This window comes from Pelomonas lactea (assembly GCF_043555885.1).
Lineage (GTDB): Bacteria > Pseudomonadota > Gammaproteobacteria > Burkholderiales > Burkholderiaceae_C > Pelomonas > Pelomonas lactea.
On the sequence record NZ_JBIGHX010000002.1, the window covers coordinates 300,510 to 317,407 of the forward strand.

At 70.2% G+C, this 16,898-nt stretch carries 14 protein-coding genes; 6 read left to right on the forward strand and 8 right to left on the reverse strand.

Translation table 11 applies throughout. The annotated features are described in order from the left end of the window. Positions 1 to 60 precede the first annotated feature (60 nt). Positions 61 to 321 carry a FeoA family protein gene (locus tag ACG04Q_RS05705; RefSeq protein WP_394509915.1) on the forward strand — a complete coding sequence of 87 codons (261 nt, stop codon included), beginning with the start codon at positions 61 to 63 and terminating at the stop codon, positions 319 to 321. Then, positions 314 to 2,185 carry a ferrous iron transporter B gene (gene feoB, locus ACG04Q_RS05710; protein ID WP_394509917.1) on the forward strand — a complete coding sequence of 624 codons (1,872 nt, stop codon included), beginning with the start codon at positions 314 to 316 and terminating at the stop codon, positions 2,183 to 2,185. Before ACG04Q_RS05705 ends, feoB begins: the two co-directional genes overlap by 8 nt. A gap of 148 nt (positions 2,186 to 2,333) precedes the next feature. Here the strand turns inward: feoB and ACG04Q_RS05715 are convergent, their stop codons facing one another. The 3 genes from ACG04Q_RS05715 to ACG04Q_RS05725 are packed head-to-tail and all read right to left on the reverse strand — an operon-like array spanning position 2,334 to position 5,186. Then, a complete protein-coding gene (locus ACG04Q_RS05715) occupies positions 2,334 to 3,278 on the reverse strand; it encodes a peptidylprolyl isomerase (RefSeq protein WP_394509919.1) in 945 nt (314 codons plus the stop codon). Positions 3,279 to 3,327: 49 nt separating this feature from the next. Beyond that, on the reverse strand, positions 3,328 to 4,230 hold the full coding sequence (locus ACG04Q_RS05720; RefSeq protein WP_394509920.1) for a hypothetical protein: 903 nt from the start codon (positions 4,228 to 4,230) through the stop codon (positions 3,328 to 3,330). Next, positions 4,209 to 5,186, reverse strand: coding sequence for a glycoside hydrolase family 43 protein (locus ACG04Q_RS05725; RefSeq protein WP_394509921.1), 978 nt, complete (start codon positions 5,184 to 5,186; stop codon positions 4,209 to 4,211). Before ACG04Q_RS05725 ends, ACG04Q_RS05720 begins: the two co-directional genes overlap by 22 nt. 203 nt (positions 5,187 to 5,389) lie before the next feature. On the opposite strand from ACG04Q_RS05725, the gene dnaE reads away from it, so the two are divergent. Together dnaE and ACG04Q_RS05735 are read left to right on the forward strand one after the other, a co-directional pair. Continuing rightward, entirely contained in the window at positions 5,390 to 8,938 is a 3,549-nt protein-coding gene (gene dnaE, locus ACG04Q_RS05730) for a DNA polymerase III subunit alpha (RefSeq protein ID WP_394509922.1), read from the forward strand. 28 nt (positions 8,939 to 8,966) lie between these two features. Beyond that, positions 8,967 to 10,256, forward strand: coding sequence for a patatin-like phospholipase family protein (locus ACG04Q_RS05735; protein ID WP_394509923.1), 1,290 nt, complete (start codon positions 8,967 to 8,969; stop codon positions 10,254 to 10,256). Here ACG04Q_RS05735 and ACG04Q_RS05740 read toward each other — a convergent pair. Together ACG04Q_RS05740 and ACG04Q_RS05745 are read right to left on the reverse strand one after the other, a co-directional pair. Next, on the reverse strand, positions 10,230 to 10,469 hold the full coding sequence (locus ACG04Q_RS05740) for a ComEA family DNA-binding protein (protein WP_394509924.1): 240 nt from the start codon (positions 10,467 to 10,469) through the stop codon (positions 10,230 to 10,232). The genes ACG04Q_RS05735 and ACG04Q_RS05740 overlap by 27 nt on opposite strands. Positions 10,470 to 10,559: 90 nt before the next feature. Continuing rightward, positions 10,560 to 12,299, reverse strand: a complete 1,740-nt coding sequence (locus ACG04Q_RS05745) for an ABC transporter ATP-binding protein (protein ID WP_394509925.1) — start codon at positions 12,297 to 12,299, stop codon at positions 10,560 to 10,562. A 37-nt stretch (positions 12,300 to 12,336) separates the two neighbouring features. Between ACG04Q_RS05745 and ACG04Q_RS05750 the strand changes: the two genes are divergently transcribed. Both ACG04Q_RS05750 and ACG04Q_RS05755 read left to right on the forward strand, forming a co-directional pair. Next, positions 12,337 to 13,341: a glycosyltransferase family 4 protein gene (locus ACG04Q_RS05750; RefSeq protein WP_394509926.1), complete on the forward strand. Its 1,005-nt coding sequence runs from the start codon at positions 12,337 to 12,339 to the stop codon at positions 13,339 to 13,341. 23 nt (positions 13,342 to 13,364) lie between these two features. Further along, positions 13,365 to 14,207 (forward strand): WlaTC/HtrL family glycosyltransferase, encoded by an 843-nt coding sequence (locus tag ACG04Q_RS05755; RefSeq protein WP_394509927.1) that lies wholly within the window; start codon positions 13,365 to 13,367, stop codon positions 14,205 to 14,207. On the opposite strand, the gene ACG04Q_RS05760 is transcribed toward ACG04Q_RS05755, so the two are convergent. The 3 genes from ACG04Q_RS05760 to ACG04Q_RS05770 are packed head-to-tail and all read right to left on the reverse strand — an operon-like array spanning position 14,184 to position 16,898. Then, entirely contained in the window at positions 14,184 to 15,218 is a 1,035-nt protein-coding gene (locus ACG04Q_RS05760; protein WP_394509928.1) for a glycosyltransferase family 2 protein, read from the reverse strand. The two genes, ACG04Q_RS05755 and ACG04Q_RS05760, sit on opposite strands and share 24 nt — an antisense overlap. Further along, positions 15,205 to 16,170 (reverse strand): glycosyltransferase family 32 protein, encoded by a 966-nt coding sequence (locus ACG04Q_RS05765; protein WP_394509929.1) that lies wholly within the window; start codon positions 16,168 to 16,170, stop codon positions 15,205 to 15,207. Before ACG04Q_RS05765 ends, ACG04Q_RS05760 begins: the two co-directional genes overlap by 14 nt. After that, positions 16,167 to 16,898, reverse strand: coding sequence for a glycosyltransferase (locus ACG04Q_RS05770; protein WP_394509930.1), 732 nt, complete (start codon positions 16,896 to 16,898; stop codon positions 16,167 to 16,169). The genes ACG04Q_RS05765 and ACG04Q_RS05770 overlap by 4 nt, the downstream gene beginning before the upstream one ends.

Below are 16,898 nucleotides of genomic sequence, written 5' to 3' on the forward strand. Positions count from 1 at the left end.
TTGTGGCCCTTACAATGAGAATCATTCTCATCATTGGCTTGTGCCGACGAGCCCGCTTCCATGTCCGAGACGCTGCCTTCCAGCCTCGCCTCCGCCCCCGCCGGGCTGGCGCTGACCGTCCAGCAGGTCAGTGCGCCGGTGCACTCGCCGGAATGGGCGTCCTGGCTGTCCGACCTGGGCTTCCTGCCGGGCGAGGCGGTGCGTGTGCTGCGCCGCGGCAAGCTGGGTGACGGCAACCTGGTGGTGCGCGTGGGGCAGTCGACGTTCGCGTTGCGGCATGCCGAGGCCCAGTGCATTGCCGTGACCGCGCGCAATGACTGAGTCGGTCATCCACGTCCACAAGGGGGGCAAGCTCGTCGCGCTGGTGGGCAACCCCAACTGCGGCAAGACCGCCCTGTTCAACGGCCTGACCGGCAGCCACCAGAAGGTGGCCAACTACGCGGGTGTCACCGTGGAACGCAAGGAAGGCCGCGTCATCTCGGCCGCCGGCAAGGCGCTGCGCCTGCTGGACCTGCCGGGCACCTACAGCCTGCATCCGCGCTCGCCCGACGAGCGCGTCACCTGCGACGTGCTGGCCGGGCGCGCCAAGGGCGAGAAGCGGCCCGACCTCGTCGTCATGGTGCTGGACGCCACCAACCTGCGCCGCAACCTGCGCCTGCTGCTGGCCGTGCGCCGGCTGGGGCTGCCGGTGGTGGTCGCGCTGAACATGGCCGACCTGGCGGCCCGCCGCGGCCTGAAGGTGGATGCGGCGGCGCTGTCGGCGCAGCTGGGCCTGCCGGTGGTGCGCACTGTCGCCATCCACAAGGAAGGCCTGGACGAGCTGCGCGCTCTGCTGGACCGGCCCGAGGTGTGGGAGGCCGCCCACCCGGCACCGGCCGCCGCGCCGGCGGTGGACGACCATGTCGCCGTCAAGACCTGGCTGCAGGCGCTGGACCTGGACCACGAGCTGCCCACGCTGCCCAGCGACCGCGTCGACCGCGTGCTGCTGCACCCGGTGGCCGGCTCGGTCATCCTGGCCGTGCTGCTGTTCCTGCTGTTCCAGGGCGTGTTCTCGTGGGCCGAGCCGCCCAAGGCGCTCATCGAGGACGGCATGGCCTGGCTGGGCACGCAGGTGGGGCAGCTGATCCCGGACGGCTGGCTGCGCAGCCTCATCGTCGACGGCGTCATCGCCGGCGCCGGCGGCGTGCTGGTGTTCCTGCCGCAGATCCTGATCCTGTTCTTCTTCATCCTCGTGCTGGAGGAGTCGGGCTACCTGCCGCGGGCGGCCCTGCTGCTGGACCGGCTGATGGGCAGCGTGGGCCTGTCGGGGCGCAGCTTCATCCCGCTGCTGTCGAGCTTTGCCTGCGCCATCCCCGGCATCATGGCCACGCGCTCCATCGCCAACCCGCGCGACCGCATCGTCACCATCATGATCGCGCCGCTGATGACGTGCTCCGCGCGGCTGCCGGTGTACGCGCTGCTGATCGGCGCCTTCATCCCCGCCCGCGAGGTCTGGGGCTTCGAGCTGCAGGGGCTGGTGCTGTTCGGCCTGTACCTGGCCGGCATCCTGGGTGCGATGGCGGTGGCCTGGGTGCTCAAGCGTTTCACGAGCGCCGGCCGGCTGGTGCGGCCGCTGATGATGGAGCTGCCGGCTTACCACTGGCCGCATCCGCGCTCCATCGCCATCGGTCTGTGGCAGCGCGCCGTCGTGTTCGTCAAGCGCGTGGGCGGCATCATCCTGTTGCTGACGCTGGCGCTGTGGCTGTTGTCCAGCTTTCCGTCGTCGCCGGAAGGCGCCACGGGCGCGCCCATCCAGTACAGCGTTGCCGGCTACCTCGGCGCGGGCCTGGCGAAGATCTTCGAGCCCATCGGCTTCAACTGGCAGATCAGCCTGGCGCTGGTGCCGGGCCTGGCGGCCCGCGAGGTGGCGGTGAGCGCGCTGGGCACGGTGTACGCGCTGTCGGCCACCGGCGACGACGCCGCGCAGGCGCTGACGCCGCTGATCGCGCAGAGCTGGAGCCTGGCAACGGCGCTGTCGCTGCTGGCCTGGTATGTGTTCGCGCCGCAGTGCATCGCGACGCTGGCCGCCGTCAAGCGCGAGACCGGCGGCTACAAGCTGCCGCTCATCATCACCGGCTACCTGTTCGGCCTGGCCTACCTGGCGTCGTTCATCACCTACCGCGTGGCGCTCTACCTGGGCGCTTGAGGGGGTTGCGGGCCGAGCGCAGGGCCGCTCCCCAGCCGGCCCGCTCTGGCGATGTGCATGCGGCTCGATGCCGCATGCACATCGCCGTCCCCTCGGGGGACCGTCTGGCCTCGCCCGCGTTCAGCGGAGCGAGACCGGACGAGGGGCTTCAGGGTTTGGGGCGGGTCGGAACGCTCGCGCTGCAGATGTCGATGTAGCCGGGGCTGTGCACGAACCAGCCGCCGCGATAGCGGCGCGCGTCCAGCAGCTGGCTCCACGTGGCGGACTCGGTGCGCAGCACCTGCAGCGCGGGCCGCTCGGCCTCGGGCACATCGGCCAGCAGGCGCACGCGCGGGATGACGGTGCGCTGCTCGGGCTTCTCGTAGAAGCCCATGGCCGCGCCGCCGCGGGGCAGGGCGGCGAGGTGCTCCATGCCCTTGAGCACGCGGCCCACCAGCGTGATGTTCAGGTCCAGCCCGCGTGGCGCCTGGCCGATGACGGCGTAGAGCTCCGTGCCGTTGCTGGAGTCCACCGCGTCGCCGCGGCCGGCGCCCACCATGCCGTAGCAGTGCGCCAGCCAGGCCTTGCCGGTCTTGGGATCGGCCGCGACCGGGAAACCGCCGGCAAAGCCGGTGCGCGGCGCCCAGCCTTCAGCATCGGGCAGGCGTGCGAAGCCGGCGGCCTTGCCGATGGCGTCGATCGGCACCGAGAACTCGGCGGGCAGCTTCGGCGCAGCACCGGCGGGCAGCGGGCGGGCCTTGGCGGTGTCCTCGCCGTCGGGGTCGCCCCACTGGGTGACGAAGTTGTCCTGCACGCGCACCACGGCCAGGCCGTCCCAGTAGCCGCCGCGGGCCAGTGCGCGGATGTTGGCGACGTGGGCCGGCGCGAAGCGCGGCGCCAGTTCGATGAGCACCTGGCCATGGCCTTGCGGCGTGGCCAGGTCCATCAGCAGCGTGTTGTCGGGGTCCAGCGCGCGCCAGTCGCTGGCGGGCGAGGCGGCCAGGATCTCCTGGGCGCTCTTCTTGTGGGCCGCCGGCTTGGGCGTGGCCTTGGGGGAGGCGACGGCGGCGGACAGCAGGCCGGCGGTGGCCAGCGCGAGGGCGAGGTGTTTCATGGGCGCGCAGCTTAGCTGCGGCGGCGTGCCTGCCCAGCCCTCGCAAACCTCAGGCGGGTGGCGGCAGGAAGCGGCCGAGTTCGCCTGCCCGCAGCGCTGCCGCCAGCCGGGCCGCGAGCGCGCGTGCTTGCGCCGTCGCACCATCGGCGCGCGACGCCACGCAGCCGTCCCCGCGCAGGCAGGCCAGCCAGACCTCGGGGTCGCGCTCGTCGCAGGTCAGGCCGAACTCGCAGGGCAGCAGCCGCAGCGCGGCCTGGGCGGTGGCCCGGCTGGCGTCATCGTCGAAGCGCTGGCCGTCGAAGTACAGCACCGGCTGGCCGTCCAGGCGGCGCCTCAGCAGGCGCTCGCCCAGTTCGTCGAGCAGCAAGGGGTCTGGGTGGGCGACGACGGCCCGTAGCAGCGGCGTGTCGTCCAGGTCCGACTGCTGAACGGCCAGCAGCGGGTCGCCGGCGCCGGGCTCGCCGGGCGCGATGTTGACCAGCGCGAGCCACTCGGGGCCTGCGAACTGGCCGCAGCCGGCCGCCAGCGCGGCGTGGCGGGTGACGGCGCGCTGGTGTCGGGCGTCGTTGCGGTCCGGCGCGGCGGCGGGCTGCAGGCCGGCCAGGTCGGCGCAGCGGCGGGCCAGCGCGCGGGCGTAGAGGCGGCCGCCCCGGGCCTGCGCGGCGAGCGCGGCCTGCAGCGTGGCGCGCAGGTCGGCGCCCGGCGCGGCCAGCAGCGCCGGCAGGTCAACGGCCGCGGCCGTCGGTGCGGGCTGCACCGGGCTGGCTGGCGCGACGGCGACGCCGACCGCCGTGGGCCTCACGCCCGGCGCCGCCAGCGGCAGCGTCAGCCGTGGCGTGGCGGCCGGCGGCGGCGCATCGGGCCGCTGCTCGCCCCACCAGGCCCAGCCCAGCAAGGCGACGCCCAGCGCCAGCGCGACGCGCGGCGCAATCACCAGACCGCTTGCGGCCATCCGTCCGAGCCCCAGGTCACGTTGCCGATGAACAGGATGGGCGCGCCGTTGTTGTTGGCGTCATAGGCATGCCAGGCCATCACGGAGCCGTCGGCCAGCAGCGACTGCCCGCCGGGGCCCTTGAAGCGCGAGCCGCTGCTGGCCAGCACCGTGCCGCCGCCCGACAGCATGGCCTTGCCGGCCTTGTCGACATAGGGGCCGGTGATGGAGGTCGAGCGGCCCACGACGATGTAGTAGGTGCTGTTGGCGCCCTTGCAGCAGGCGCCCTTGGATGCGAACAGGTAGTAGTACGTCGTGCCGTTGATGGCCTTCTTGACGACGAAGCCGTTCTCGATGCCGTTGGTCGAATCCTTGGCGATGTTGACGATGCCGCCCGTTGGCGGCTTCAGGTTGGCCTTGCTGACGCGGGTGATGTGGATGCCGTTCCAGAACGAGCCGAACACGAGGTAGGGGTCGCCGTTGTCGGCCAGCACGAAGGCGGGGTCGATGGCGTTGTAGCCGTCGCCCGACTTGGAGGTCAGGATGGCGCCCTGGTCCACCCACTGGCCCGCGGCGATGCCGCCGGCCGACGTCGTCAGCCCGATGGCGGACTTCTGCGAGCCGAAGCTGGAGATCGCGTAGTAGCAGTAGCCCAGGCCGTTGTACTCGCCGCAGCCCGGTGCCCAGACCATGGCCGTCTTGTCGGCGGGCAGGTAGGTCTTCCACCAGGCCAGGCCCCCCGCGAAGATGGGGCCGCCCTGCGTCCACGCGGTGCCGTTGGCGGAGTACTTGACGCCGATGCCGCCGTTGTCGGTGGTCTCGAACAGCCACCAGGTCGAGCTGGTCTTGTAGAGGTGCGGGTCGTGCGTGCCGATGGCGCCGGTCAGCGTCCAGGGGGCAGCCTGCGGGGCGGTCAGGGTGGCGGCGAGTGCGCAGCCGGCGGCCAGGCGCAGCAGGCGCTTCAGGATCATGGACATGGGTGGGTCTCCGGATGTTGTCGATGCGGCCGCCTCTGCGGGCGACCTGAGTGAATTAAATATGACTATAAGCGCGTTGAAACCGCGAACAAACGCCGATTCAGGAAATGGCATCGATTAAAAGTAATACTTAAATATTTTCGCCGGAAGCGTTTACACCGCTGACCGCGCGGCGGGTGGAGCGGCGTTCCTACAATGCCGCGATGTCCGAGATTGCTTCCGCTGAACTGCCCTTCGTCCACCTGCGCATGCACACCGAATACTCGGTCGTGGATGGCACGCTACGCACCGATGACGCCGCCGCTGCGGCCGCCAAGGACGGGCAGGTGGCGGCGGCCATCACGGACCTCGCCAACCTGTTCGGCGGCATCAAGTTCTACTCGGCGGCGCGCAAAAAAGGCGTGCAGCCCATCCTCGGTGCGGACTGCTGGCTGGAGCCCGACGCCACCGACAAGCCGCCCACGCGGCTGCTGCTGCTGGTGCAGAACAAGCAGGGCTACCTGAACATCAGCGAGCTGCTGTCGCGTGCGTGGATACAGAACGTGCAGCGCAACCAGGCCTGTGTGACCTGGGCCTGGCTGCAGGAGCTGGGCGAGGGGTTGATCTGCCTGAGCGGTGCGCAGCTGGGCGGTCTGGGCCAGGCGCTGCTGCAGGGCGACAAGGTGCGGGCGCGCGAATGGGCGCACAAGCTCGCGGCCATCTTCCCGAACCGCTTCTACATCGAGCTGCAGCGCGCCGGCCTGCCCGGGCAGGAGGCGCTGGTGCAGGCCAGTGTGCCGTTTGCGGCCGAGCTGGGCCTGCCGGTCGTGGCGACGCATCCCATCCAGTTCCTGAGCGAAGAGGATTTCGAGGCGCACGAAGCGCGCGTCTGCGTGGCCGAGGGCGAGACGCTGGCCAACCCCAAGCGCATCAAGCGCTTCCTGCCCAGCCAGTACTTCAAGACGCAGGCGCAGATGCGGGAGCTGTTCAGCGACATCCCCAGCGCCATCCGCAACACGACCGAGATCGCCAAGCGCTGCTCGCTGACGCTGGTGCTGGGCAAGCCGCAGCTGCCCAACTTCCCGACGCCGCCGCTGGAAGACGGCACGCCCATGCCGATGGAGCAGTATTTCCGCGAGCTGAGCCATGCCGGGCTGAAGGACCGGCTCGTGCACCTCTTCCCCGTTGATGCCGAGCGCGAGAAGGAGCGGCCGCGCTACGTGGAGCGGCTTGAATTTGAGCTCAACACCATCATCAAGATGGGTTTCCCGGGCTACTTCCTGATCGTGTCGGACTTCATCCGCTGGGCCAAGGAAAACGGCTGCCCGGTGGGCCCGGGCCGGGGCTCGGGCGCCGGCTCGCTGGTGGCCTACGCGCTGCTGATCACGGACCTGGACCCGCTGCGCTACAACCTGCTGTTCGAACGCTTCCTGAACCCCGAGCGCGTCTCGATGCCCGACTTCGACATCGACTTCTGCCAGGGCAACCGCGACCGCGTCATCGACTACGTGAAGCAGAAGTACGGGCTGCCGGCCGTCAGCCAGATTGCCACCTTCGGCACCATGGCCGCCAAGGGCGCGCTGCGCGACATCGGCCGTGTGCTGGGCATGGGCTTCGGCCATGTGGACAGCGTCGCCAAGCTCATCCCGGCGCCGCCCGGCAAGACGGTCACGCTGGCCAAGCTGCCGCCCAACTTCGACCCCGAGAAGGCCAAGATGGTCTACGCGCGGCACGAGTCGCCGGAGATCGAGGAGCGCGAGAAGGCCGACGAGGAAGTGGCCGGCCTGCTGGAGATGGCGGCGCGCGTGGAGGGCACGGTGCGCTCCATCGGCATGCACGCCGGCGGCGTGCTGATCGCGCCGGGCAAGATCACCGACTTCTGCCCGCAGTACCAGCAGCCCGGCTCCACCAGTGCCGTCAGCCAGTACGACAAGGACGACGTGGAGGCCATCGGTCTCGTGAAGTTCGACTTCCTGGGCCTGGCCACGCTGACCATCCTGGAGCTGGCCAAGAACTTCATCGTCGCCCGCCATGCCGACCGCGCCGATTTCGACTGGGCCAGGGTCCCGCTGACCGACCGCAAGACCTTCGACCTGTTCGGCAAGGGCCTGTCGGAAAGCATCTTCCAGTTTGAATCGCCCGGCATGCAGCGCCTCTTGAAGGACGCCAAGCCGTCGCGCTTCGAGGACCTGATCGCGCTGGTGTCGCTGTACCGCCCGGGGCCGATGGACCTGATCCCGTCGTTCGTGGCGCGCAAGCACGGCAAGGAGACCATCGAGTACCCGCATCCGCTGCTGGAGCAGGTGCTGGCCGAGACCTATGGCGTGTTCGTCTACCAGGAGCAGGTGATGCAGTCGGCCCAGGTGCTGGGCGGCTACAGCCTGGGCGGCGCCGACATGCTGCGCCGCGCGATGGGCAAGAAGAAGGCCGAGGAAATGGCCATGCACCGCGAGATCTTCCGCAAGGGCGCCGCGGAGAAGGGCATCGACCAGGCGAAGGCCGACGAGGTGTTCGACCTGATGGAGAAGTTCGCGGGCTACGGCTTCAACAAGTCGCACGCCGCCGCGTACGCGCTGCTGAGCTACCACACGGCGTGGCTCAAGGCGCACTACACGGCCGAGTTCTATGCGGCGAACATGACCATCGAAATGGACGACACCGACAAGCTCAAGGTGTTGCTCAATGACGCCAAGCTGTTCGGCATCGACTTCCAGCCGCCCTGCGTGAACAAGGGGCAGTACCGCTTCGAGCCGCTCAGCAACCGTCTCGTGAACTACGGGCTGGGCGCCGTCAAGGGCACGGGCCGCGGCGCCATCGAGGCCATCATCGCGGCCCGTGAGGCGGGCGGGCCCTTCCTGAGCTTCTACGACTTCTGCCTGCGCGTGGACCGCAAGGCCGTCAACAAGCGCGTCGTCGAGGCGCTCATCAAGGCTGGCGCGTTCGACAGCATCAACCCCGAGCGCTCCAAGCTGCTGGCCAGCGTGGCGCGTGGCTACACGCATGCCGAGACGACCGAGGCCAATGCCGACCAGGGTGGCCTGTTCGACTTCGGCGACTCGCACGCGTCCAGCACCGCCGAGCCGGACCTGGTGCATGCGGAGCCGTGGAGCATCAAGGAGCGGCTGTCGCTGGAGAAGACGGCCATCGGCTTCTACCTGTCGGGCCATCTGTTCGACCAGAGCGGTGCCGAGGTGCGGCGCATCGTCAAGCGCCAGATCGCCGACCTGGCCGACAGCCGCGAGCCCACCATGGTGGCCGGCATCGTCAGCGGCATGCGCATCATCAACGGCCAGCGCGGCCGCGTCGGCATCTTCAAGCTGGACGACAAGAGCGACGCCATCGAGGCCGTGGCCAACGAGGAGCTGCTCAACAGCGCCAAGGAGCTGCTGGTGGAGGACGAGCTGATCATTGCCCAGGGCAAGGTGCAGAACGACCGCTTTTCCGGCGGCCTGCGCATGAACGTGCAGGCGGTGTGGAGCCTGACGGCCGCACGCGCCCGTTTCGGCCGCCACCTGCTGCTGAGCGACGCCGGCGCGGCCGGCCTCATCCACGAGCTGGTGCAGCGTTTCCCGCCGCGCGAGGTGGAGACGGAGGAGGGCGGCGTGCGCAAGCAGGGCCTGCCGGTGCGCGTGGCGATGAAGACCGAGCCGCAGGGCGGCCAGGTCGGCGCGCGCTGGCTGGTGGAGCTGGGCGAGGCCAGCCGCTTCTGGCCCGCCGACGAGGCGCTAGCCCGACTCGGGGGGGCGGCTGAGGTGATCTACGAGCTTGGCTGAAGCGTCGCATCGGCGATGATTTCGCCAGATGCTACAAATCGTTCCCAAGCCCTCGACGGGTCTGACCCGCCCCTCGCCGGTCACCGGGCTGATCCTGACCGGCGGCGGTGCGCGCGCGGCCTACCAGGTGGGCGTGCTGGCCGCCATCGCGCAGCTGCGCCGCGACGCCGGCGCGACGCAGAGCAACCCCTTCCCCATCATCAGCGGCACGTCGGCCGGTGCCATCAACGCCTCCACGCTGGCCTGCCATGCCGATGACTTCGACGGCGCCGTCGACGGCCTGCTCCACCTGTGGCAGGGCCTGCACGTCGAGAACATCTATCGCGCCGACGCCTTCGAGGCGGTGAAGAGCGGCGCGCGCTGGCTGTCCATGCTGAGCCTGGGATGGGCCCTCGCGCAATGGACCCGCAGCCGGCCGCGCAGCCTGCTGGACAACCGGCCGCTGCGCGAACTGCTGACACGCTACCTGGACATGGACCGCATCGAGGCCATGCTGGGCGGTGGCCACCTGCGCGCGCTGGCGCTGACGGGCTCCAGCTACACCTCGGGCCAGCACGTCACCTTCTTCCAGACCCACCACCACGTCGTGCCCTGGCTGCGCGAGCAGCGCATGGCCGTGCAGTCACGGCTGACGCTGAGCCACCTGATGGCCTCGTCGGCCATCCCGTTCATCTTTCCGGCCGAACTGCTGGAGCTGGAGGGCATGCCGGAATGGTTCGGCGACGGCTCCATGCGCCAGAGCGCGCCGATCTCGCCGGCCGTGCACCTGGGGGCCGAGCGCATCCTCGTCATCGGCGCCGGCCGCATGAAGGAGCCCGAGGGCCGGCGCACCGGCGCCAGCGACGCCCACCCCAGCATGGCGCAGATCGCCGGCCACGCGCTGTCCAACATCTTCCTGGACGCGCTGGCCGTGGACGTCGAGCGGCTGCGCCGCATCAACCGCACGCTGGCGCTGCTGCCGCACGAGACGCGCATGGCGACGGCACTGCGGTCCATCGAACTGCTGGTCATCGCGCCGAGCCGGCGGCTGGACGACCTCGCCGGCGAGCACCAGGCCAGCCTGCCGCAGTCCGTGCGGGCCATGCTGCGGGCCTTCGGCGTCAGCGGCAAGGGCAAGACCACGAGTGGCTCGGCACTGGTGAGCTATCTGCTGTTCGAGCCCAGTTTCGTGGGCGAGCTGATCAACCTGGGCATGAGCGACACGCTGGCCAAGCGGGCGGAGGTGCAGCGCTTCTTCGGCTGGCCGGCGCGGGCGCCGCAGACGGACCCGGCGGCGCTGCGCCGCAGCCGCTCAGCCGGGTTTGCCGCCGGTTGCTGAGAACGGCCGCCCCGCCACGCGCAGCCCGGCCGCCGACAGCCGCTGCGCCGCCGTGGCCTTGACGCCCGGGACGCGCTTCATCAGGTCCTCCCAGTCCGCAAACGGCCGCGCGGCCAACAGTCGCTGCGCCAGTGCCGGGCCCAGGCCGGGCAGCGACTCGAGTTGCGCACGCGTCGCGGTGTTGGCCTCCACGTCGGCGGGAGGCTGTGCCATTGCCGGCGCTGCCATCCACAACAGCCAAGCCCTGCGCTGCATGTCAGCGGTCGCGAAACGTTTCGCAGGGCCTGGCGGCGGGGGCGGGGCTCACGCCTCACCGGCCTGGGCGCGCACCATGGCGGCGTAGGCGCCGTCCTGTGCGATCAACTCGGCATGCGTGCCGGTCTCGACGAGCTTGCCGGCACCCAGCACGTGGATGGCGTCAGCGTCGCGGATGGTGGACAGCCGGTGCGCGATGACGATCAGCGTCTTGCGACCCGACCATTGGCTCAGCGCCTGCTGCACGGCACGCTCGCTCTCGGTGTCCAGCGCCGACGTGGCCTCATCGAAGATCCAGATCGGCGCGTCCTTGTACAGCGCGCGGGCGATGGCCAGCCGCTGGCGCTGGCCGCCGGACAGCTTGCTGCCATTGGCACCCACCACGGTCTCCACGCCCTCGGGCAGCGTCTGCACGAAGTCCCACAGGTGGGCCGCACGCAGCACCTGCTCCAGCTTCGCCTCGTCGCGCGGCTGTGCGTAGGCGATGTTGGCGGCGATGGCGTCGTCGAACAGCACGATGTCCTGCGACACGACAGCGAACTGGCGGCGCAGCGAGGCACGCGTCAGCAGCTCGATGTCGGCGCCGTCCAGCCGGATGTGGCCGGCGTCGGGCCGGCCGAAGCCCAGCAGCAGGTGGATGATGGAACTCTTGCCGGCGCCCGAGGCGCCCACCAGCGCCGTCGTCCTGCCGGCGCCAAAGGCCAGCGTCAGGCCGTCCAGCGCCGGCCGCGACGCGCCGGGGTAGGTCAGCGACACGGCCTCCATGACGATGTCGCCGCGGGCCGGGCCGGGCAGCTCCTGCGTACCGGTGTCGACCTCCGGGGGCGCGTCCAGCAGCTCCAGGCAGCTCTTGGCGATGACGCTGGCGCGGGTGAGCTGCGATGACAGGTCGGACAGATGCCGCAGCTTGGACAGCAGCAGCAGCAGCGCTGCCACATAGGTGACGAAGTGCTGCACGCCGGTGCCCTCGCTGCGCGCCTGCCACAGCGCCAGGCAGATGATGAGTGACAGGCCGACGCTGGCCACCAGCTGCGACACCGGCTGCGCCAGCGCACTGGCCGCCGCCGCCTTCAGGTTGTAGCGGCGCACCTCCAGCGCGGCGTCGATGAAGCGCTGGCGTTCGAAATCCGCCGCGCCGAACTGCCGCACCACGCGCCAGGCGCGCGTGATGTCGTCCACCTTGTTGACCAGCACCAGCTGCGAGTCGTAGGAGCGCGTGGACATCTGCCGCATGCGCTGGTTGACCTTGCGCATCACCAGCGCCATGACCGGCGTGACCACCAGCGCCATCAGCGTCAGCTGCCAGTTCAGATAGAACAGGTAGACGATGAAGCCGACAGCCGCCAACCCGTCGCGCAGCAGCGCGATGCCCACGTCACCGGTCAGCTGCAGGATCTGCTGCGGGTCGTTGACGACCTTGGTGACCGCGGTGCCGGGCTGCATGCGCGTGTAGGCCTGGGCGTCCAGCCGCAGCAGCGAGCTGACCAGCGCAGTGCGGAAGTCCAGCACGCTGCGCGTCTGCGTCCAGTGGAACAGGTACTGTCCGGCGAAGCTGGACGCGCCGCGCACGGCGTACAGCCCGATGAGGACGACCGGCACCATCCAAAGCGGGTAGGCGTCCTTCGTGAAGCCTTCGTCGTCGAAGGCGTAGCTGATCAGCTTGGGCAGCAACCACTCGGTGCCGGCCAGGCAGAGGTAGGCCACGACGGTCAGCACGGCGCCCCAGCGGTAGGGGTAGACGTACTGGCCCAGCCGGCGGGCGAGGGAGGGACGGGTGTCGATGGACATGGGGCGCGATTGTCGTCCGTGTTTCAATGGCGCCCCGATGCGCATCGCCCACCTTCTCTTCACGAAACGCTTTGCCGGCAGCGAGCGCTACGCCATCGAACTGGCCAACGCGCAGAGCGCCGCGCACGAGGTGTGCTTCGTGCTGGCGGATGCTGCCGCTGAGGACCGCCCGGACGCCTGGGCGCACCGGCTGGACCCGCGCGTGCAGCAGCACCGGCTGACCTACCCGCAGTTCCTGCCCGCCACCCGCATCGCGCGTTGGGCGAAGGCGTGGCGGCCCGACGTCTGCCATGCCCACCTGAGCTTCGCGTGCAAGGCGCTGGCGGGCGTGAAACCGCCCACGGTGCGCGTCGCGACATTGCACATCGCCTACAAGGCGCGCCAGCACGGCCACATGGACGGGCTCATCGCCATCACGCCGCAGCAGCTGGTGCAGATCCCGCCCGGCTTCGGCGGCCGCGTCGCGCAAATCAACAACTGGAGCCAGCCGCGGCCGGCCGAGCCCGGCGCCCGCGAGCGGCTGCGCGCGGCCTGGGGCGTGGGGCCGGGCGACTGGCTGGTCGGCACGCTGGGCCGTGGCGAGCACAGCAAGGGCTGGGACCTGCTCGTGCAGGCCTTCCGGCAGGCCGCGCTGCCCGGCGCGCGGCTGGTGCTGGTGGGGCAGGGGCCCGACTGGCAGGCGGTGCGCGCACAGGCCGGCGCCGACGTCGTGATGCCCGGCTTCACGAACGAGCCGGCCAACTGCCTGGCCGCGTTGGACCTGTTCGTCAGCGCCGCGCGCAGCGAGCCGTTCGGCCTGGTGTTCCTGGAAGCCATGCACGCCGGCCTGCCCATCCTGGCCACAGCCACCGAGGGCGCGCGGCACCTGCAGGCCGGCTTCGAGCCGCTGCTGCCTTGCGGCGACGTGGCGGCGCTGGCCGAGGCGCTGACCCGCCTGCATGCACAGCGGCCCGCCCGCCGTGTGCATGCCACAGAGCCCTTCGCGCTGCCGGCCCGCGTGGCCGAGATCGAGGCCTTCTACCGCGCCTGCGGGGCGCGCTGAGCCCACCCACCGCACGACTTCACATGACGAACCTCCCGCTCATCGTCACGGCCTTCTACGACATCGGTCGCAGCCAGTGGCAGCACTACCAGCGCAGCAGCGACCGCTACTTCGATTGCTTCGAGCGGCTGTGCCTGCTGAAGAACGACATCGTCGTGTTTTCGCAGCCCCAGTTCCGCGAGCGCTTCGAGGTCATCCGGCGCCGCAAGCCCAACCTGACCGTCGTCTACGACGACATCTTCAAGCGGCACGCCACGCTGCTGGAGCGCATCCGCCGCGTGCAGCAGGACCCGGCCTACCGGGCCGGCATTGGCCCCATCGACTCGCCCGAGTACAACTCCGCCGAGTACGTGCTGGTGAACGCGCTGAAGAGCGATTTCTGCTGCCAGGCCCTTGCCGGCGCCGGCCATGAACAGGTGGCGTGGATCGACTTCGGCTACCTGCGCAAGCCGCGCCAGTTGCCGCGTTCGCGGCGCTGGATGTCGCCGTGGCCCACGGGCGTCCACTTTTTTGGTCTGCGCTCGCTCAGTGAGCCCATCGACCTGCTGCAGACCATCCAGACCAACACGGTCTACATCCAGGGCTGCCACCTCATCGCCCATCGCGACGACTGGCCGTTGCTGCGCGACGGCGTGCATGCCGCGCTGGAGGAACTGCTGGCCAAGGACTGGGTGGACGACGACCAGACGCTGCTGCTGATGGTGGCGCTCAAGCACCCCGACCGGGTGACTGTGCATCCCAACGTGGAAGACCCGCGCTTCGGCTGGTTCAACCTGTTCCGCCGCTTCAACGCGGCCGAGGCGTCAGCGACGCTGGGGGAACGTGTCAGCCTGCAGGTGGCCTTACTTGCCCGGCGGCTGCGCTGACGCCTTCCGGCTAGCCTCGCCCACGGCGGCGCGTATGCGCAGCGCGCGCCACAGCCAACCGCGCTTCTCGCAGTAACCCAGCATCGCGGCCAGCGAGGTCGGCGAGTTTGCCTCGCACTGCCGCAAGTGCCGCATGACGGTGATCCAGTCGCCTGCCCGGCGTGCCTGGCAGGTGGCGCGCATCCAGCTGCGGTAGGCCAGATAGGTGGCTGCGTTCAGCGTGTTCTCGTCGAGCCGCGCACGGTTGGCCGCGAGCAGCGGCGGCAGGTGGTTCAGCGAGTCCTGCAGGTCCTGCCACTTCGTCGGGTTGGGCGTGCTGAGGATGCTGCCGGGGCGCTTGCGGTAGGCGATCCACGGCTCGGGCACGTAGACCACGGTCTGCGCGCGCAGCATCAGCGTCGGCGACACGAACACGTCCTCGAAGTAGCGGCCTTCGGGGAAGCGCAGGTCTTCGCCGTACAGCGCGCGGCGCGCGATCTTGCTCCAGGCATGCAGCTGGCTGCGCGTCAGCGCGCCTTCCATGAGCCGGCCGGCGTCGCGCCAGGGCTGGCGCGGCGGGATGTCCTGGGTGCGCTGGTGGCGCTCGCCGAACAGGCGTTGCCGCAGGCGCGGGCGGTCGTGGTGGTCGCGGAAGTCGCACAGCACGAGGTCCACGTCGTCGCGGTCGGCCCAGGCCTTGAGGCCAGCGATGGCGCCGGGCAGCAGGAAGTCGTCGGAATCCAGGAACCAGATCCACGCGCCGCGGCTGGCATCCAGCAACCGGTTGCGCGCGGCGCTGAGGCCGCGGTTGCGGTCGCCGTCCAGCAGCCGCAGCCGGCCTGGGTGGCGGTCGGCGAGCGTCTGCATCAGCGCGCGCGAGCCGTCGGTGGAGCAGTCGTCGTACAGCACGACTTCGACGCCCTCGTCCGCCTGCGCGAGCACGGAGTCCACGCATTGCGCCAGATAGTCCTGCACGTTGTAGACCGGGATGAGCATGCTCAGCCACGGCCGGGCGGCATCAGCGCGGGTCATCGGGGCGGCCCAGCAATTCGATCAGCGCGCTGCCGGCCAGCCAGCGGCCCTTGAGCCAGTTGCGCGCGGTGACGTCGCGGTCGCCGCCGCGCAGTTTGATGAGCGCGGGCAGGCGCGTGGGGGCATGCGTCAGCGCCAGCCGCGCGTAGTGATGGCGTTTGCGCCAGCCGACAGCGGCCAACCAGGCATACGGTCCGTCCTCGGCGCGCAGCAGCGCGAGGCGGTGGGCCTCGGGCGCGCGGTCCAGCAGGTCGGCAGCGGCGACGTGCATCAGCAGGTAGCGCTGAAACTCATCGTTCAGGCCTTGCACAACCGCCGCATGCCGGCCTTCGCTGCGCAGTCGCTGCAGCAGGGTTTCGGCACCTTCGTCCAGCGCGCGGTCGAACGCTGCGGCGAGCTCGGTGACAAAGCCACCGGCAGGCACCGACGCCATGAACCAGTTTTCGATGAGGGGCAGCTCGGGCCGGGTCGTGTGGCGGTCGATGTAGAAGCCCACGTACTCGGCCTGGCGGTGCGCCCGCAGGTCGTGCAGCCAGCCGAGGTCACGACTCAGCAGCATGGAGGCATCCATCCACACGCCGCCGTGGCGTGCCAGCAGCTGAATGCGCAGCCAGTCGGCCTGGCGATAGGCGGGCAGTGCGTCGAAGTCGGCGCGCAGGGTGGGCAGCCAGCGGTCGATGCTGGCGCGGTTCAGCAGCCGCACCTCGTGGTCGGGGGCGTAGCGGCGCCAGTTCGCGATGCATGCCTGGATGAAGGCGGGCGGCGGTGCTGGCTGCCAGTAGGCCCAGATCACCTTGGGGATCGCGGCCGCGCATGCTGGTGCGCTGTCGCCGACGAATACGGCCCGCGTCTGCGCCGGCGCATGCGCCCGCGCGACGGTGGCGAACTCGCGCAGGAACAGGCCGGCGACGGTGACGACGGCTGCCAGGAAGAGGAGCGCGGTGAGGCTCATTCGCGCCAGTGGTCGGCAATCCAGCGTGCCGGCCTGGCGTGCCGCCAGTTGCCGTTGCTGCGGCCGGCCAGCGCGTCGGGCGGGTTCATGACGCCGTGGAAGATCAGGATGCGTGCGCCGTCGGGGATGAACGGGTCACGCCAGTAGCTCGTCGGCCAGGCCGGGATGCAGTGGTACTTGTAGCTGGCGCACCAGCTCGCGTCCCAGTACTGCAGCTTGCCCTGCCGATGCAGCACGGCGGACAGGAAGGCCTGCTCGTTGCGGAACTCCGCCTTGGCCTTGGCCTGGTCGGCGACAAACTCCGTCAGCACGTCCTGGTGGGCGCCCAGCTCCCAGCGGTAGACCGACGAGTTGCCGGTGATGCGCCAGGGGCGCTTCCAGTCGTGGATGATGAGGAAGTCGCCCGGCACCTCGAAGAACGGGGTGATGTCGTCGACGATGACGACGTCCAGATCCAGGAACAGCGCGGTGCCGCGCAGGCCGTAGTCGTTGACGAGGGCAGGGCTGAAGGTGGTGAGCTTCTTCCAGCCGCGCTCGGGCTCACCGTTGGGCAGCGTCAGCTCGGGGATGGGGAAGCACTTGACCTCGGCGCGGATGCCCTCGGTGCGGTCGGTCAGGCAGACGAATTTGAACTCGCCCTTCAGGTGCCGGCGCACCATCGCGTAGAGGCGGTTGACGTACTCGGGGCCGTACTTCGTGCCCCACTTCATGCAGATGATGTGGCGCAT

Excerpts from the sequence above, each read along its gene's own strand:
- ACG04Q_RS05720 (WP_394509920.1), bottom strand. The coding sequence starts at position 4,230 with ATGGCCGCAAGCGGTCTGGTGATTGCGCCGCGCGTCGCGCTGGCGCTG.
- feoB (WP_394509917.1), top strand. The coding sequence starts at position 314 with ATGACTGAGTCGGTCATCCACGTCCACAAGGGGGGCAAGCTCGTCGCG.
- ACG04Q_RS05725 (WP_394509921.1), bottom strand. The coding sequence starts at position 5,186 with ATGTCCATGATCCTGAAGCGCCTGCTGCGCCTGGCCGCCGGCTGCGCA.
- ACG04Q_RS05755 (WP_394509927.1), top strand. The coding sequence starts at position 13,365 with ATGACGAACCTCCCGCTCATCGTCACGGCCTTCTACGACATCGGTCGC.
- ACG04Q_RS05765 (WP_394509929.1), bottom strand. The coding sequence starts at position 16,170 with ATGAGCCTCACCGCGCTCCTCTTCCTGGCAGCCGTCGTCACCGTCGCC.
- ACG04Q_RS05760 (WP_394509928.1), bottom strand. The coding sequence starts at position 15,218 with ATGACCCGCGCTGATGCCGCCCGGCCGTGGCTGAGCATGCTCATCCCG.
- ACG04Q_RS05770 (WP_394509930.1), bottom strand. The coding sequence starts at position 16,898 with ATGCGCCACATCATCTGCATGAAGTGGGGCACGAAGTACGGCCCCGAG.
- ACG04Q_RS05745 (WP_394509925.1), bottom strand. The coding sequence starts at position 12,299 with ATGTCCATCGACACCCGTCCCTCCCTCGCCCGCCGGCTGGGCCAGTAC.
- ACG04Q_RS05715 (WP_394509919.1), bottom strand. The coding sequence starts at position 3,278 with ATGAAACACCTCGCCCTCGCGCTGGCCACCGCCGGCCTGCTGTCCGCC.
- dnaE (WP_394509922.1), top strand. The coding sequence starts at position 5,390 with ATGTCCGAGATTGCTTCCGCTGAACTGCCCTTCGTCCACCTGCGCATG.
- ACG04Q_RS05740 (WP_394509924.1), bottom strand. The coding sequence starts at position 10,469 with ATGGCACAGCCTCCCGCCGACGTGGAGGCCAACACCGCGACGCGTGCG.
- ACG04Q_RS05735 (WP_394509923.1), top strand. The coding sequence starts at position 8,967 with ATGCTACAAATCGTTCCCAAGCCCTCGACGGGTCTGACCCGCCCCTCG.
- ACG04Q_RS05705 (WP_394509915.1), top strand. The coding sequence starts at position 61 with ATGTCCGAGACGCTGCCTTCCAGCCTCGCCTCCGCCCCCGCCGGGCTG.
- ACG04Q_RS05750 (WP_394509926.1), top strand. The coding sequence starts at position 12,337 with ATGCGCATCGCCCACCTTCTCTTCACGAAACGCTTTGCCGGCAGCGAG.